Origin of the sequence: Streptomyces sp. DSM 15324, from assembly GCF_001514285.1 — a bacterium.
Taxonomy (GTDB): domain Bacteria; phylum Actinomycetota; class Actinomycetes; order Streptomycetales; family Streptomycetaceae; genus Streptomyces.
Genome location: NZ_KQ949023.1, coordinates 1,027,928 through 1,043,066, shown reverse-complemented (window position 1 = coordinate 1,043,066; position 15,139 = coordinate 1,027,928). Strand labels below are relative to the sequence as shown.

14 protein-coding genes are annotated in these 15,139 nt (G+C 72.9%); 8 read left to right on the top strand and 6 right to left on the bottom strand.

Annotated features, from left to right (window positions below):
• Positions 1 to 94: 94 nt before the first annotated feature.
• The 3 genes from panB (at position 95) to AQJ58_RS04585 (ending at position 2,983) form a co-directional block, all read left to right on the top strand.
• On the top strand, positions 95 to 961 hold the full coding sequence (panB, locus tag AQJ58_RS04595) for a 3-methyl-2-oxobutanoate hydroxymethyltransferase (RefSeq protein ID WP_067244949.1): 867 nt from the start codon (positions 95 to 97) through the stop codon (positions 959 to 961).
• Positions 962 to 1,124: 163 nt separating this feature from the next.
• Positions 1,125 to 2,150: an ATP-binding cassette domain-containing protein gene (locus AQJ58_RS04590; RefSeq protein ID WP_067244947.1), complete on the top strand. Its 1,026-nt coding sequence runs from the start codon at positions 1,125 to 1,127 to the stop codon at positions 2,148 to 2,150.
• The gene (locus AQJ58_RS04585; RefSeq protein ID WP_067244945.1) at positions 2,147 to 2,983 is read left to right on the top strand and encodes an ABC transporter permease; all 837 of its coding nucleotides are present in this window, start codon (positions 2,147 to 2,149) and stop codon (positions 2,981 to 2,983) included. The genes AQJ58_RS04590 and AQJ58_RS04585 overlap by 4 nt, the downstream gene beginning before the upstream one ends.
• Before the next feature lie 39 nt (positions 2,984 to 3,022).
• Here AQJ58_RS04585 and AQJ58_RS04580 read toward each other — a convergent pair whose 3' ends face one another.
• Genes AQJ58_RS04580 through AQJ58_RS04570 form a run of 3 tightly spaced genes read right to left on the bottom strand, consistent with a single transcriptional unit; the run spans position 3,023 to position 9,337 of the window.
• On the bottom strand, positions 3,023 to 7,363 hold the full coding sequence (locus AQJ58_RS04580; RefSeq protein ID WP_067244943.1) for an AfsR/SARP family transcriptional regulator: 4,341 nt from the start codon (positions 7,361 to 7,363) through the stop codon (positions 3,023 to 3,025).
• A complete protein-coding gene (locus AQJ58_RS04575) occupies positions 7,360 to 7,932 on the bottom strand; it encodes a DUF6578 domain-containing protein (protein ID WP_067244941.1) in 573 nt (190 codons plus the stop codon). The genes AQJ58_RS04580 and AQJ58_RS04575 overlap by 4 nt, the downstream gene beginning before the upstream one ends.
• A 58-nt stretch (positions 7,933 to 7,990) precedes the next feature.
• Positions 7,991 to 9,337 (bottom strand): RNA-guided endonuclease InsQ/TnpB family protein, encoded by a 1,347-nt coding sequence (locus AQJ58_RS04570; protein ID WP_067244939.1) that lies wholly within the window; start codon positions 9,335 to 9,337, stop codon positions 7,991 to 7,993.
• A 23-nt stretch (positions 9,338 to 9,360) separates the two neighbouring features.
• Between AQJ58_RS04570 and tnpA the strand changes: the two genes are divergently transcribed.
• Both tnpA and AQJ58_RS04560 read left to right on the top strand, forming a co-directional pair.
• Positions 9,361 to 9,792: an IS200/IS605 family transposase gene (gene tnpA, locus AQJ58_RS04565; RefSeq protein WP_079078691.1), complete on the top strand. Its 432-nt coding sequence runs from the start codon at positions 9,361 to 9,363 to the stop codon at positions 9,790 to 9,792.
• 227 nt (positions 9,793 to 10,019) lie between these two features.
• Entirely contained in the window at positions 10,020 to 10,820 is an 801-nt protein-coding gene (locus tag AQJ58_RS04560) for a site-2 protease family protein (protein WP_067244936.1), read from the top strand.
• Here AQJ58_RS04560 and AQJ58_RS04555 read toward each other — a convergent pair.
• Both AQJ58_RS04555 and npdG read right to left on the bottom strand, forming a co-directional pair.
• Positions 10,810 to 11,049 carry a hypothetical protein gene (locus AQJ58_RS04555; RefSeq protein WP_199844524.1) on the bottom strand — a complete coding sequence of 80 codons (240 nt, stop codon included), beginning with the start codon at positions 11,047 to 11,049 and terminating at the stop codon, positions 10,810 to 10,812. The genes AQJ58_RS04560 and AQJ58_RS04555 overlap by 11 nt on opposite strands.
• Positions 11,050 to 11,053: 4 nt before the next feature.
• The gene (npdG, locus tag AQJ58_RS04550) at positions 11,054 to 11,770 is read right to left on the bottom strand and encodes an NADPH-dependent F420 reductase (protein WP_067244933.1); all 717 of its coding nucleotides are present in this window, start codon (positions 11,768 to 11,770) and stop codon (positions 11,054 to 11,056) included.
• A 104-nt stretch (positions 11,771 to 11,874) separates the two neighbouring features.
• Here npdG and AQJ58_RS04545 point away from each other — a divergent pair, with 104 nt between their 5' ends.
• Complete coding sequence (locus AQJ58_RS04545; protein WP_067244931.1) at positions 11,875 to 12,471, top strand: hypothetical protein; 597 nt, start codon at positions 11,875 to 11,877, stop codon at positions 12,469 to 12,471.
• A gap of 107 nt (positions 12,472 to 12,578) precedes the next feature.
• The gene (locus AQJ58_RS04540) at positions 12,579 to 13,877 is read left to right on the top strand and encodes an MFS transporter (protein WP_067244930.1); all 1,299 of its coding nucleotides are present in this window, start codon (positions 12,579 to 12,581) and stop codon (positions 13,875 to 13,877) included.
• Positions 13,878 to 13,930: 53 nt separating this feature from the next.
• On the opposite strand, the gene AQJ58_RS04535 is transcribed toward AQJ58_RS04540, so the two are convergent.
• Positions 13,931 to 14,158: a hypothetical protein gene (locus tag AQJ58_RS04535; RefSeq protein WP_067244928.1), complete on the bottom strand. Its 228-nt coding sequence runs from the start codon at positions 14,156 to 14,158 to the stop codon at positions 13,931 to 13,933.
• Positions 14,159 to 14,216: 58 nt separating this feature from the next.
• Between AQJ58_RS04535 and map the strand changes: the two genes are divergently transcribed.
• Entirely contained in the window at positions 14,217 to 15,074 is an 858-nt protein-coding gene (map, locus tag AQJ58_RS04530; protein ID WP_067244926.1) for a type I methionyl aminopeptidase, read from the top strand.
• Positions 15,075 to 15,139: the final 65 nt, after the last annotated feature.

Here is a 15,139-nt window from a genome sequence, read left to right as displayed (position 1 = left end):
GGCGGTCTGGCCCCGCGTGGCACGAGGTGCCACCATGGGGGGTGGTCCGGGGACGCCGTGAGGGCGCCTCGAGATGACGTAAGGAGCCGTTGCAATGACGCAGCTTTCGGCTGCCCAGACGAACCCCTCCGACGGCAGCAAGGCGCTGTACGGGGGCAAGGGCACACGCCGTATCACCGTCCGCGACATCGCCCTCGCCAAGGAGCGCGGCGAGAAGTGGCCCATGCTGACCGCCTACGACGCGATGACCGCGTCCGTCTTCGACGAGGCGGGCATCCCCGTCATGCTCGTCGGCGACTCGGCGGGCAACTGCCACCTGGGGTACGAGACGACCGTACCCGTCACCCTCGACGAGATGACCATGCTGTCGGCGGCGGTCGTCCGCGGCACCCGGCGTGCCCTGATCGTCGGCGACCTGCCCTTCGGCTCGTACCAGGAGGGCCCGGTCCAGGCGCTGCGCAGCGCGACCCGGCTGGTCAAGGAGGCCGGCGTCGGGGCCGTCAAGCTGGAGGGCGGCGAGCGCTCGCACCGGCAGATCGAGCTGCTGGTGGAGTCCGGCATCCCGGTCATGGCCCACATCGGGCTGACCCCCCAGTCGGTGAACGCGATGGGCTACCGCGTGCAGGGCCGCGGCGAGGAGGCGGCCCAGCAGCTGCTGCGGGACGCGAAGGCCGTCCAGGACGCGGGCGCGTTCGCGGTCGTCCTGGAACTGGTGCCGGCCGAGCTCGCCGCCGAGGTGACCCGGGTGCTGCACATCCCCACCGTGGGCATCGGCGCGGGCCCGGAGTGCGACGCCCAGGTGCTGGTGTGGACCGACATGCTCGGGCTGACCGGCGGACGGATGCCGAAGTTCGTCAAGCAGTACGCCAACCTGCGTGAGGTGATGGGCGACGCCGCGAAGGCGTTCGCCGAGGACGTCGTCGGCGGGACGTTCCCGCTGGAGGAGCACTCCGTCCACTAGAACCATCCCCGCACAGTGCAGCCCGCCGATCTTCCCCCGTCGGCGGGCTGCCGCGTTCTGTCGGCGGACTGTCGGCGGGCTTGTCGGCGGACTGTCGGCGCGGGTGAACGCCTGTAGGTGAGCTGTCGGTGGTTTGTCGGTCGGGGCTGGCACCGTTCCTGGCATGACGCGAATCGACACGAACCCCGGTGGCGCCGGCAGCGCCGTGACCGTCCGGGGACTGGTCAAGCACTATGGCGAGACCAAGGCGCTGGACGGGGTGGACCTGGATGTGCGCGAGGGCACCGTGATGGGGGTGCTGGGGCCGAACGGCGCCGGCAAGACCACCCTGGTGCGGATCCTGTGCACGCTGCTCGCCGCCGACGCGGGGCAGGCGACCGTCGCCGGCTACGACGTCGTACGCCAGCCGCGGCAGCTGCGCCGGGTCATCGGCCTCACGGGGCAGTACGCCTCCGTGGACGAGAAGCTCCCCGGCTGGGAGAACCTGTACATGATCGGGCGGCTGCTCGACCTGTCCCGCAAGGACGCACGGGCCCGCGCCGACGAACTGCTGGAGCGGTTCTCGCTGACCGAGGCCGCACGGCGGCCGGCGGGGACGTACTCCGGCGGTATGCGGCGGCGGCTGGACCTCGCCGCGTCCATGATCGGCCGGCCCACCGTGCTCTTCCTGGACGAACCGACCACCGGGCTCGACCCGCGCACCCGCAACGAGGTGTGGGACGAGGTCAAGACGATGGTCGGGGACGGCGTGACCGTGGTGCTGACCACCCAGTACATGGAGGAGGCCGAGCAGCTGGCCTCCGAGCTGACCGTGGTGGACCGGGGCCGGGTCATCGCGGGCGGCGAGATCGAGGACCTGAAGGCGAAGGTCGGCGGACGCACCCTGCGCATCCGGCCCGCCGATCCGCTCCAGCTGCGCCCGCTGGCCGGCTGGATCGACGAGCTCGGCGTCACCGGCCTCGCCGGCACCGTCGTGGACACCGAACGCGGCTCGCTGCTGGTGCCGGTGCTCAGCGACGAGCAGCTCACCGCCGTCGTCGGCGCGGTCACCGCGCGCGGCGTCACCCTCTCCTCCGTCACCACCGAACTGCCCAGCCTCGACGAGGTGTTCCTCTCCCTCACCGGCCACCGCGCCGGTGCCGTGCAGGACGCCGTGCCCGCCGCCGACCGCGAGGAGGTCGCCGTATGAGCGCCACCGCCACCGCCACCCCCACCGCCGTCGAGATCAAGGGCGCGGCGGACGCGCGGATCCCGCTGCGCAGCCATCTGCGGCACACCGGTGCCCTCATCCGCCGCAATCTGCTGTGGATCAGGCAGGACCCGGAGTCGATGTTCGACGCCATCCTGTTCCCGGTGATCTTCACCCTGCTGTTCGTGTACGTCTTCGGCGGGTCCATCGGGCAGTCGCTGGGCGGCGGACAGGAGCGCTACGTCCAGTACGTCATCCCCGGTCTGCTCGCCATGATGGGGATGAACATGGCCCAGGGCGTGGGCACCGGCTTCAACACGGACTTCAACTCCGGGGTCATGGACCGCTTCCGGTCGCTGCCGATCGGCCGGGGGTCGGTGCTGTTCGCCAAGATCGTGGTCGAGCTGATGCGCATGCTGGTCGCCTGCGTGATCCTCATGGTCGTGGCCGTGCTGGTGGGCTTCGACATCACGCACTGGCCGGGGCTGTTCGCGGCCGTGGGGCTGGCCACGGTGTTCGGCTCGGCGCTGATGTGGGTGTTCCTCACCCTCGGCGTGGTCATGAAGAGCGCCCAGTCGGTGCAGGCGATGGGCTTCCTGGTGCTGATGCCGCTCCAGTTCGGCTCGTCGATCTTCGCGCCGACCGCCTCGATGCCGGGCTGGCTGCAGACCTTCACCGCATACAACCCCCTGTCCTCGCTGGCGGACGCGGCCCGCGGGCTGATGGTGGGCGGTCCGGTCGCCCACGGCCTGTGGGTGACGCTGGCCTGGTCGGTCGGGCTGACGGCGGTGATGGCGCCGGTCGCCATCCGCACGTTCCGCACCAAGAGCTGAGCCGGGCCCTTCGGTGCCGAGCCGGGTCCTGCGGGGCCCTCAGACCAGGGCGGCGGCCTCCTCGTAGGAGAGGGCGCCGCCCTCGGCGTACGCGGCCTCGAACGCCGCGTCGCCGAGTACGGCCCGGGCGGCGGCAGTGGCCCGGGCGACCGTCTCGCGCTCCAGGCGGACCGCGACATGGCCCGGGGGCAGCAGGGCCGCCGCACCGCCGAGACACCGGGCGGCGTCCCGGGCGCGGGCGCCGCCCTCGACGCAGGCCAGGGCGTAGGCCCCGATGGCCAGGTAGAAGCTGCGCATGTGCGGGGCGACGTTCATGGCCAGCGGGTCGGCCGCGTGCTCCATGGCCCTGCGGACGGAGACCAGGGCCGGCGCGTACCGGCCGTCGACCACGTCCACCCAGGCCTCCGCGCCCAGGATGAAGGCGTCGAAGACCACGAAGTGCGCCTGGCTGAACGTCTCGCGCAGCAGCCGCAGCTGTTCCCGGGCCTCGGCCTCGCGGCCGGTCAGCCCGAGGTACGAGGCCAGGAAGAGCCGGGCCGCGGGCATGGCCTCGTTGTGGCCGTCGGCCGTGGCCTCGACGACCTCGCGCAGCAGGCGCTCGCCGCGCTCCTCCTCACCCGCCTCGATCAGCGCGCTGCCCAGCCGGGCGCCGAGGACCGCCGACTGGTGGCGGGCGCCGAGCCGCTCGGCCTGGCGCCGGGCCTCCTCGTAGTCGGCCGCGGCGCCCCGGTAGTCGCCCGTGCGCTCACGGGCCTCGGCGCGCGCCGAGAGGGCCTCGCCCGCGCCCCAGGCGTCGCCCAGCCGGCGGAAGACCTCCAGGGCCTCGTCGGCGTCCCGGCCGGCGGCGCCGGCCCAGTCGGCGCGGTTGGCGAGGAGGTTGGCCCGCAGTTGCAGCGTGGTGGCGAGCTCCCACTCGAAGCCCGGGGTGGTGCGGCAGGTCGCGACGTTGGCGTCGAGGATGACGCGGATGCGGTCCATGTCCCCGGTCATCATCACGGCGTAGAACCAGAGCAGGCCCGGCGGGCGGCAGGTCTGCGGCAGCCCGGGGGCGTAGGTCTCGCTGACGATCCGCAGCTTGCGCCGGGCCTCCGGGGTGTTCCAGGCGTCCAGCTCGGTCTCCATACAGGCGAGATGGACGAGGTGGACCCCGCGCCGGGCCTCCGCGAGGACCTCGCCGGACAGCGGTGGCGGCGTCTCGATGACCGGCCTGAGGACCGCGGCGGCGGGGCGGACGGGCTCGGCGAAGGGGTCGGGGCCGAGCGCCATGACCGCGCCGCACCAGGTACGGGCCTCGATCCGCAGGTCCCGCATCTGCCAGTACCAGGAGAGGGAGAGGGAGAGGGAGAGGGCCTCCTGCTCGTCGCGGGCGGCGACGGCGCGGCTCAGCGCGGTGCGCAGGTTCTCGTACTCGAGCTGGAAGAGCGCGACGGCCGCCTGCTGGCGCGGGCCGCGCAGCGAGGGCTCGGTGGTGCGGGCGAGTTCGCGGTAGTACGTCAGATGCGCCCACTCGGCCTCGTGACGCCGACCGGTCTCGTCGAGCCGCTCGGCGGCGTACTCGGCGACGGTCTCCAGGAGCCGGTAGCGCATCTCGCCGTCCGGGCCCGGCGCCGCGACCACGAGGGACTTGTCGACGAGGGAGGCGAGGCAGGAGAGCGCGTCGCGCGCGGCGGGCCCGCACACGGCCTCGACGGCGGCCAGGTCGCAGCCGCGGGCGAACACCGACAGCCGGGCGAGGACCTCGCGCTCCTCCTCGTCCAGCAGGTCCCAGGACCAGTCCACGACCGCCCGCAGGGTCTGCTGGCGGGGCAGGACGGTACGGCTGCCCGAGGTGAGCAGCCGGAAGCGGTCGTCGAGGCGGTCGGCTATCCGGCGCGGGGTGAGCATGCGCAGCCGGGCGGCGGCGAGTTCGATGGCGAGGGGCAGGCCGTCGAGCCGGCGGCAGATCTCGGCGCAGGCCTCGGGATCGTCCGCGATCCGGAAGCCGGGGCGGGCGGCGGCGCCCCGGTCGGCGAACAGCCGCAGCGCGACGGGCTCCGGCAGCGGCTCCACGGGGCGCAGCAACTCGCCCGGGACGCCGAGGGGTTCCCGGCTGGTGGCGAGGACGGTCACGCCCGGGCAGCGGACGAGGAGTTCCTCGACGAGACGGGCGGCCGCCTCGACGACGTGCTCGCAGTTGTCGAGGACGATCAGCATGCGGCGCCGGGCGCAGTGCTCGACCAGCCGCTCCACCGGGTCGTCCATGCGCTCGGCGACCGCGCGCATCTCCTCCGCGCCGGCGGCGTACATCACGGTCTCCCGCGCGCCGACGGCGGTCAGCACGGCCTGCGGTACGGCGTCCGGGTCGGCGACGGGGGCGAGCTCCGCCAGCCAGACGCCGTCGCGCGCGATGTCCCGCACACCCTCGGCGGCCTCCTGCGACAGCCGCGTCTTCCCCGCGCCGCCCGGCCCGAGCAGCGTGACGAGCCGCGCCTCCACGAGGTCCCCCCGGATGGCGTCGATGTCCCCCTCCCGGCCGACGAAGGAGGTGAGACGGGCACGGAGGTTGCCGGGGGGCGGCGCGGTGAGTCCGGGCGAACGGCCCGGGGGCGCGAGGGGCACCGAGGAGAGCTTCCCGTCTCCCGCGACGGCGGCGGCGCCGGTGCCGGTGCTGGCCGGGAAGACGCCCGCAGCGGGCGGGCCGACGGGCGGGGGCGCGGGGGCGCTGTGGGGGCCGGCGGGCGGGTGAGGCCGGGGCCAGGGGGCGCTATGGGGGCCGGCGGGCGGCTGGGCCTCGGTCGGACCGGCGACACCGTTCGATACCGGTGGCCCGGCGGGGAGCCGAGACTCGGTCGGACCGGCGGCACCGTTGGTCATGGGTGGCCCGACGGGCGGCTGTGCCGCAGGCGGGCGGGAGCCGTCCGGGGTGGGCGGGCCGTCCGGGAGCGGGGGCCGGGCGGCCGGGGTGGTGCCGTGGCCCGGGTCCGCGGGCCGGGTGGCGGGGGTGGGGTCGTAGCCCGGGTCCGCGGGCCAGGTGGAGGGGGTGGGGTCGTAGCCCTCGTGCGCGGGCTGTACGACCGAAGAGGCGCCGTGGCCCCCGTGCGGGGGCTGTGCGGACGCGGCCGGCCCGTGGCCCCCGTGCGGGGGCTGCGCGGCCGGGACTTGGCCGTCGCCCCCGAGCAGGGGCTGCGCGGCCTGAGCAGACCCGGCACCCCCGTGCGGGTGCCCTACTGCCGAAGAGGCCCCGTGCCCCCCATGCAGGAGGGGCTGCGCGGCCGCCGCCGGCCCGTGGCCCCCATGCGGGGGCTGTACGGACGGGGCTCGGCTGTCGCCCCCGAGCGAGGGCTGCGCGGCCTGAGCCGACCCGGCACCCCGGTACAGGTGCCCAGCGGCCGAAGAGGCCCCGCGACCCCCATGCAGGGCCTGCGCGGCCGCGGCCGACCCGTCGCCCCCGTGCGAGGGCTGCGCGGCCGGGACTTGGCCGTCGCCCCCGAGCAGGGGCTGCGCGGCCTGAGCAGACCCGGGACCCCCTAGCGGAGCCTGCGCAGCCGAAGAGGCGCCGTACCCCCCATGCAGGGGCCCTGCGACCGGGGCCGGCCCGGGACCCCCATGCAGGGGCTGCGCGGCCGAGGCCGGTCCGGGCCCCCCGTTCTGGGTGGACGGCGGCCGGGGGGCCGGGGGGTTGAGGAGTTCCGCGTGGAGGGTCTGGAGTTCCGGGCCCGGGTCGGAGCCGAGGCGGTCGGTGAGGAGGCGGCGGACACCGTCGTAGGCCGCCAGGGCCTGGGCCGGGCGGCCGGCGTCGCGCAGGGCGCGCAGCCGCAGTGCCTGGAGCGGCTCGTCCAGCGGGTGGGCGTCGCACAGGGCGGTGAGTTCGGGCAGCGAGCGTTCGGCGTGGCCGAGGGCGAGCGCGGCGGTGTGCCGGACGCGCACCGCGTCCAGCCGGCGGGCCTGGAGGCGGGCGGCCTCCGTGGTGCGGTCGGGCAGGTCCGCCAGGGGCGGGTCCTGCCAGAGCGCGAGGGCGTCGTCGAGGAGGACGGCCGCCCTGGCGGGGTCGCCGTCGGCGAGGGCGCGGACGCCGTCGGCGGTGAGCCGTTCGAACCGGTGCAGGTCGACGGCGTCGGCGGCGGCGGTGAGCCGGTAGCCCCCCTCGCCGGAGACGATCTCGCCCGCGCCCAGCGCCCGGCGCAGCCGTCCGACCAGGGCCTGGAGCGCGGCGTGTCCGTCGGCGGGCGGATCCCCGGCCCACACCTCCTCCACGAGCAGCGCCGCGGGCACGCTCCGCCCGGCCCGCAACGCCAGCACGGTCAGGAGCGCGCGCAGCCGCGCCCCGCCGACGGCGACGGGGGTGCCGTCGGGGCGGAATGCCTGGGTGGTGCCGAGAATGCGGTAGCGCACGGGGTTCATTGTCTCCGGCGGGAACGGGAGCGGTCACGGAGTTGCGCCGGGGTGGCGCGGACACCCAGGTCGGGATCGGGATCGGGGATCTCAAGGGTCGCGAGGACGCCCGACTCGGCGGGCCGCCGGCCCCGCTCGTCCGGTGTCCCGTCGTCGAACCACTTCGGACAGCGGTCCACCGGACGCAGCCCGCGTTCCCCCGGTACCGGCTCCCAGGTGCGCGAGCCGGGCGGATTCTCCTCGTACACCTCGGTGACCACCCGGACGGCCCGCACCCGGCCGGTCACCCGCGGTCCGCCGCCGTGCCCGTTGACGACGAGCAGCCCGACCACGCGGACCGGGTCCCCGGGGGACAGCTCGTCACAGGCGTCACCGACCGGCACCGCCGTCGTCGGCCCCTCGCGCACCACCCGTACCGCGCCCGCGCCGGACTCGTCGTCCCGCACGTCCTCCACCGGCCCTGAGACCTCGGTGAGGTGTTCGTCCCAGCCTTCGCCGAGGACCTCACCGCAGGGCCGCAGCAGCAGCGGCCAGCTCACCTCGTCGCCCACGGCGAACGGTTCGCCACAGCACTCCATCTGCCAGTCCTCTTGAAGTTCTCCCCTCCCTTCGCAAGCTCAGGAAGGGGATTCCTGCCTACATTGCTGCGGCAGGTTTGACGGTTTTACCCGCCCTGCGACCGCGCCTTCCGGCGGCCGGGACCTCCACGATGACGTGGCCGATCCGGTGCAGGTGCAAGATGTTCCGGGCCGCGTTCCAGTCGGCATTGCCGACGAAGCCGCAGTCGGGGTTCTTGCACGCGAATTTCTCTTGGGTCTCTCGGCTGCAGGGGGTGATGAAGCCGCAGGCTGAGCATCGCTGGGAGGTGTGCGGGGCGGGGACCTTGACGAGCCGGCCGCCCAAGCGGGCGGTCTTGTACGTCAGCATCGTCACGGTCCGGCCCCACGCCTCCTGGGCGATGGAGCGGTTGAGCCCGGCCTTCGCTGCGGCGCCGTTGCGCAGGAACTCGTCCGTGTTGTCGGGGTCGGGCTTCGGTGCGGGGGCTTTGGTCATGCCGAGGATGTTGAGTTGTTCGACCACGACCGTGCCGTATGTGCGGGCGAGGTGGGTGGTGGTCTGGTGCTGCCAGTCGAGGACTCGTCGCGTGGCTTTTGCTCGGAGCTGCTTGATCTGGTCGTAGGTGTGCTGCAAGCGGCGGGAGGTCTTCTCCCCCCTCTTGCGGAAAGACTTCTGGTGCGCGGCCTGCCGCTCCAGGTTGAGGAGCTTGGCCTTCTCCTTGGGCGTCAGCCACTTGTCGCGGTCGGCGGTGCCGTCCGGCAGGCGGGATGCACGCCCGTGGTCCTGATGGTCCCCGTTCGAGAGGGCGAGGGGGATGTTGACTCCGGCGTCGATGCCGACTTCCGGCCCCTGGTGCGGCTCGGGCTCGGCCTCCAATGCCTGCACGCGGAAGGCGATGTGCCAGCCCAAAGCATTCTTGACCAGCCTGGCGCCGGTGATCCGGTTGTCGGCGTCAGCCTTCTTGCCCACGGGAAGATCCTTGGTCCAGCGGAAGCGGACACGGCCGACCTTGGGGATGTTGACCATGCCCCACCGGCGGTGCACGCGGACGATGTGCAGGTCCCGTCCCTGGGGGATGTCCACCGTCATCGCGGAGCGGAAGCGACCCTTGTAGTTCGGGGCGTCGGCCCGGCCGTCCCAGCAGTTCTTCCAGCTCTGGAAGTACGTCTTCAAGACGGCCTGCGCGGCCTGGGCGGGCAGCTTGCCGAGGTAATCGAGATCCTTGCGGCCCTGCCGGATCGCCTCGTCGGCGGCGGACAGGTTGCGCTTTTCTTTCGGCAGCATCGTCCACCAGGAGTGCAGGCAGTTCCACAGGGTGCGGGCTGCATGCGCCTGGTCGTCCAGAACACGAGTCTCGGCAGGGGACAGCGCCAGTCGGGCGCGGTGCCCGAACTGCCGTTTCGCCAGGCCGAGTTCCGAGGTCATGCGATCACTCTATCATTTGGTTCATGTCACCTCGATGGGATCCGAATCCCGATGTACGCACTGGCCGCCATGTCGTCTACAACCTGCATGTCCACTTGGTTTTCGTCACGAAGTACCGGCGCAAGGCCATGACCGACGCCATGCTGATGCGCTGCGAAGAGATCATGCGAGAGGTGTGCGCGGACTTCGAGGCCGAGCTGAAGGAGTTCAACGGCGAGGAGGACCACGTGCATCTGCTCGTGCACTACCCGCCGAAAGTCCAACTCTCCAAGCTCGTCAACAGCCTCAAAGGCGTCTCCGCCCGGCTGCTACGCAAGGAGTACGATGCGCACGTCCGCCGGTACCTGTGGGGCGGCCATTTCTGGTCCGGCTCCTACTTCGCCGGAAGCTGCGGCGGAGCGCCCCTGACCGTCGTGAAGCAGTACATCGAGCGGCAGAAGCGCCCCACAGGCTGAGCTTGATACTGCGGACCCGTACTCATGCGCGGGTCAGCGCAGTTCCGAGATGGCCTTCACCATCCGGCCTGAAGGCCGGAGCACTGGCCAAGATCAAAGGTAGAACACCTGCCACAGCCCCATGTCCCCACCTTCCCCGGAACCCGGCGGCCACCGCGAGACGTTTTCCCGGTGCGCCCGGTACGGTCGGGCCGTTCCACGCGTGCCGAGCAGCTCAGGGGAGCCCCATGACCACCGCCACCACCCGTAACGGCGACCGGAGGATCAGCCCGGTCTTCGTGGGGATCCTCGCCGTCACCGCGGTCACCGGCTGGGCCACCTGGACGGGGTTCGCCGAGCAGCCCGGCCTGGCGGTGTTCCTGTTCGTGACGGCGGCCTGGATCGTCTCGCTGTGTCTGCACGAGTACGCCCACGCGCGGACGGCCCTGCACAGCGGTGACATCACGGTCGGCGCGAAGGGGTACCTCACCCTCAATCCGCTGAAGTACACCCATGCCCTGCTCAGCATCGTGCTGCCGGTGATCTTCGTGGTCATGGGCGGAATCGGTCTGCCGGGCGGCGCGGTGTTCATCGAGCGGCAGCGGATCCGCAAGCGCTGGCAGCACAGTCTGGTCTCGGCGGCCGGCCCGCTGACGAACGTGCTGTTCGCGGCCGTGTGCACGGCGCCGTTCTGGCTGGGCGCGCTGGACGGGGTGCCGGCCGCCTTCCGCTTCGCGCTCGCGTTCCTGGCGCTGCTCCAGGTCACCGCGGCGATCCTGAACTTCCTGCCGGTGCCCGGCCTCGACGGGTACGGCGTGATCGAGCCCTGGCTGTCGTACGACGTGAAGCGGCAGGTGGAGCCGTTCGCACCGTTCGGACTGCTGTTCGTGTTCGCACTGCTGTGGGTGCCGTCGGTCAACGCGGTGTTCTTCGACGGGGTGGACGCGGTGCTGCGCGGTCTCGGCATCAGCGACTTCGACACGTACTGCGGTCAGAACCTCTACCGCTTCTGGCAGGAGACGAACACCTACTGCGCGGTCAGCCGGTGACGGACCTGCGTGCCTTGTCCCGCTTGACGTAGTACCAGGTCATGTTGGACGACAGCCCGGCCAGCAGCACCCAGACGACCCCGAGGAAGCTGCCCTGCGCGAACGAGACGATCGCGGCGGCGACAGCGAGGAGACAGACGACGAGGGTGTAGATCGCGAGGCGGGGCATGGTGCTGCTCTCCTGTCGGGGGACACCGGGTGGGTGCGTGCGTCGTCCAGTGTCCCCCATGTGCTCAGACGTCGGTGACCCGCAGGCCCGCGTGTGCCTTGTAGCGGCGGTTGACGGAGATCAGGTTGGCGACCAGGGACTCGACCTGGTGGGCGCCTCGCAACCGGCCCGCGAAGACGCCGCGCATCCCGGGGATGCGGCCGGCCAGGGCCTGCACGATCTCCACGTCGGCGCGCTCCTCGCCGAGCACCATCACATCGGTGTCGATCTCCTCGATCGCCGGGTCCTGCAGGAGGACGGCGGAGAGGTGGTGGAAGGCGGCGGCGACCCGGGAGTCCGGCAGCAGGGCGGCGGCCTGCTCGGCGGCGCTGCCCTCCTCGGGCTTGAGGGCGTAGGCGCCCTTCTTGTCGAAGCCGAGCGGGTTGACGCAGTCGACGACGAGCTTGCCGGCCAGTTCCTCGCGCAGCGAGCCGAGCGTCTCGCCGTGCCCGTCCCACGGCACGGCGACGATCACGATGTCGCTGCGGCGGGCGGTCTCGGCGTTGTCGGCGCCCTCGACGCCGTACCCGAGCTCCTCGGCGGCCGACTGCGCGCGGTCGGCGGCGCGCGAGCCGATGATCACCTTCTGGCCGGCCTTGGCGAGCCGGTAGGCGAGACCCTTGCCCTGCGGGCCGGTGCCGCCGAGCACGCCGACGACCAGTCCGGAGACGTCGGGGAGGTCCCACGGGTCCTTGGCGGGGGCCTTCGCGGGGGCGTTCTGTGCGCTGTCGGTAGAGGTCATGGGCCGACTTTACGCGGGGCCGGCGAGGACGCTTTCGCCGTGTCGGGTGAATGGGGGGGCGAAGCGGGGGCGGGGGTGGGGCCGCTGGGGCAGGATGCGGGCGCATGGACGCCGTACGGGTCGCGCTGCTGCGCGAGGTGCTCGCCGGGACGGAGTGGCTCGGGGCCACGCGGAGGTTCGGCGCGGTGCTGCGCGGATCGGTGGTCTCGCACGGGGGCGGGCTGCTGCTGGTGGGGACGGCGGCGTACGAGCCCTGGCATCTCGCGGCGCATCTGGTGGACGAGGCGGCGTGGTCCGGTACGCCGGAACTGGCGCCCACGCTCGTACGGCATCACGCGCGTGCGGGCGACCCCGCGCATCTCGCGGTGGGCCTCGGGCGGATCGAGGCGGCGCGGCGGGGCGAGACGCTGCTGGTGGCGTCCCCGGAAGGGGATCCGGAGCTGCTGGAGCGGGTGGCGGACGCGCGGCGTTCCGGGCTCACGGTGCTGTCCCTCGGGCCGGGTGAGGACGAGTTGACGGCGCTGTCCCACGAGGCGCTGACCGTGCCGGACGGCTCGGAGCTGGACCTGGACACCGTGCAGCACCTGGTCAGCGCGGCGGCGGGCGAGTGCGGGCGCTCCGCCCGGGCACGGCGGGGTCTGCGCGACCGCCTCTCCAGACTGGCGGAGTCCCTGACCGCCCCGCCCCCACCCTCCTGGTGACTCGCCCGACGGACCACCTCCCCCGGAACCGGTTCGCGGCGGGAAACGTGCGGCCGCCTGGGAAAACCCGTTGCCCTCCTCCCCCGGTCCGCCGAGCATGGCCCCTCGTGGCCATCGACTCCCTGCGTGCGGTTCTTCCCGATCTCGCCCCCTGGCACGCCTCCCGTGACTTCAGACGGCTCTGGTTCTCGGGGCTGGTCTCGAACTTCGGGAGTTTCCTGACGTTCGTCGCGCTTCCGGTGCAGGTGAAGGAGCTGACCGGGTCCGCGGCGGCGGTGGGGGCGATCGGGGCCGTGGAGCTGGTGCCGCTGGTGGTGTTCGGGCTGTACGGGGGCGCGCTCGCCGACGCTCTCGACAAGCGGACCCTGATCGTGTGGACGGAGGTCGGGCAGGGCCTGCTCAGTGCCGCGCTGCTGGTGAACGCGCTGCTGCCGGAGCCCGCCGTATGGCCGCTGTACCTGGTCGCGGGGCTCTCCGCCGTGCTGTTCTCCGTGCAGCGGCCCGCGCTGGACTCGCTGTGGCCGCGGATCGTCGCCCATGAGCACCTGCCGGCGGCCACCGCGCTGAACTCGCTGCGCTGGACGGTGGGCGGGGTCGCCGGACCGGCGGTCGCGGGGATCGTCGTGGCGTACGCGGGCCTCGGCTGGGCCTATGCCGCCGACGCCTTCACCTTCGCCGTCTCCGTCGCCCTGACCGTGCGGATCGCCGCCTCCCCGGCCGCGCACGAGGCCGCGCAGCCGTCCTGGCGGGCTATCGCCGAGGGAGCCCGGTACGCCTGGGGCAGGAAGGAACTCCTCGGGACGTACGCCGTGGACCTCGCCGCGATGTTCCTGGCCATGCCGCTCGCCGTGCTGCCGTTCCTCGCCGACGAGCTGGACGCCGAGTGGTCGCTGGGCCTGATGTACGCGTCCCTGCCGGCCGGGGCGATGCTGGTGAGCCTGACGAGCGGCTGGACCTCCCGGGTGCACCGGCACGGACGGGCGGTCGTGGTCGCGGCCGCGCTGTGGGGCGTGGCGATCGCGGGCGCCGGGCTGGTCGGCAACGTCTGGCTGGCGCTGCTGTGCCTGACGCTCGCGGGCGGGTGCGACATGGTCAGCGGGATCTTCCGCGGGGCGATGTGGAACCAGACGATCCCGGACGAGCTGCGGGGGCGGCTCGCCGGGATCGAGCTGCTGTCCTACTCCGCGGGACCGACGGTGGGCCAGGTCCGCAGCGGCGGTTTCGCTGCCTGGCTGGGGGTGCGCACGTCCGTGTGGTCGGGCGGTGCGCTGTGCGCCGGCGCGGTGGGGCTGCTGGCCCTGTGCCTGCCGGCGCTGATGCGCTACGACGTGCGGACCGACGAACACGCGGCCCGCGAACGCGAGCGGCGGGCGGCGGCGGGGGCGGGGGCGGTGTCCGCGCCCTGAAGGGGCGCGGGGAACCGCGCGAGCGGCCACGACGGCCGGCCCCGCACCCGCCGTCAGTCGTCGGCCTCGCTCTTCGGCGCGTCGTGCCACCGCGGGTCGTTCTCCCACTGGAGGTTGCGCTCGCGGGCGCTCTCCATCGCGTGTTCCGCCTCCTGGCGGGAGGCGTACGGGCCGAAGCGGTCCTTGCCGGGACAGTCCGGACCCTCCTCGACCTTCTTGTGCTCCAGGCAGTAGTACCACTCGCCCGGCTTTCCCGTGACGCGCCGTTTGAACAGGGGCATGACCGGCTCCTCTCGCCACCCCCATGTTCCCCCGTGGCCGCTCGATAGACTCGCCGGTATGTCAGGCCAGTCGCTGCTCGTGCCCGGGGAACTCTCCCCCACCCGTTCCGTGCCCGGAAACATCCGCCGTCCCGAGTACGTCGGCAAGCCCGCGCCGAAGCCGTACACCGGCCCCGAGGTGCAGACCCCGGAGACCGTCGAGGCGATGCGGGTCGCCGGGCGGATCGCCGCGCGGGCGATGGAGGAGGCCGCCAAGCTGATCGCGCCGGGGGTGACGACCGACGAACTGGACCGGGTGGCGCACGAGTACATGTGCGACCACGGCGCCTACCCCTCCACGCTCGGCTACCGCGGCTTCCCCAAGTCGCTGTGCACCAGCGTCAACGAGGTGATCTGCCACGGCATCCCGGACTCGACGGTGCTGCGCGACGGCGACATCGTCAACCTCGACGTGACGGCGTACATCGGCGGGGTGCACGGCGACAACAACGCCACCTACCTGGTCGGGGACGTCGACGAGGAGAGCCGGCTGCTGGTGGAGCGGACCCGGGAGGCCCTGGCCCGCGCGATCAAGGCGGTCCGGCCGGGCCGCCAGATCAACATCATCGGGCGGGTCATCGAGTCGTACGCCAAGCGCTTCGGTTACGGCGTGGTCCGGGACTTCACGGGCCACGGGATCAACTCCTCGTTCCACTCGGGCCTGATCGTCCCGCACTACGACAGCCCGCACGCGACGACCGTGATGCAGCCGGGGATGACCTTCACGATCGAGCCGATGCTGACCCTGGGGACGCACGACTACGACATGTGGGACGACGGCTGGACCGTGGTCACCAAGGACCGCCGGCGCACCGCCCAGTTCGAGCACACGCTGGTCGTGACGGAGACCGGCGCGGAGATCCTCACGCTCCCGTAGCGGGCGGAGCCCGCGTGGAGACAGGTGGGCCCCCTCCCGTGGCGGGAGGGGGCCCACTGTCCGTC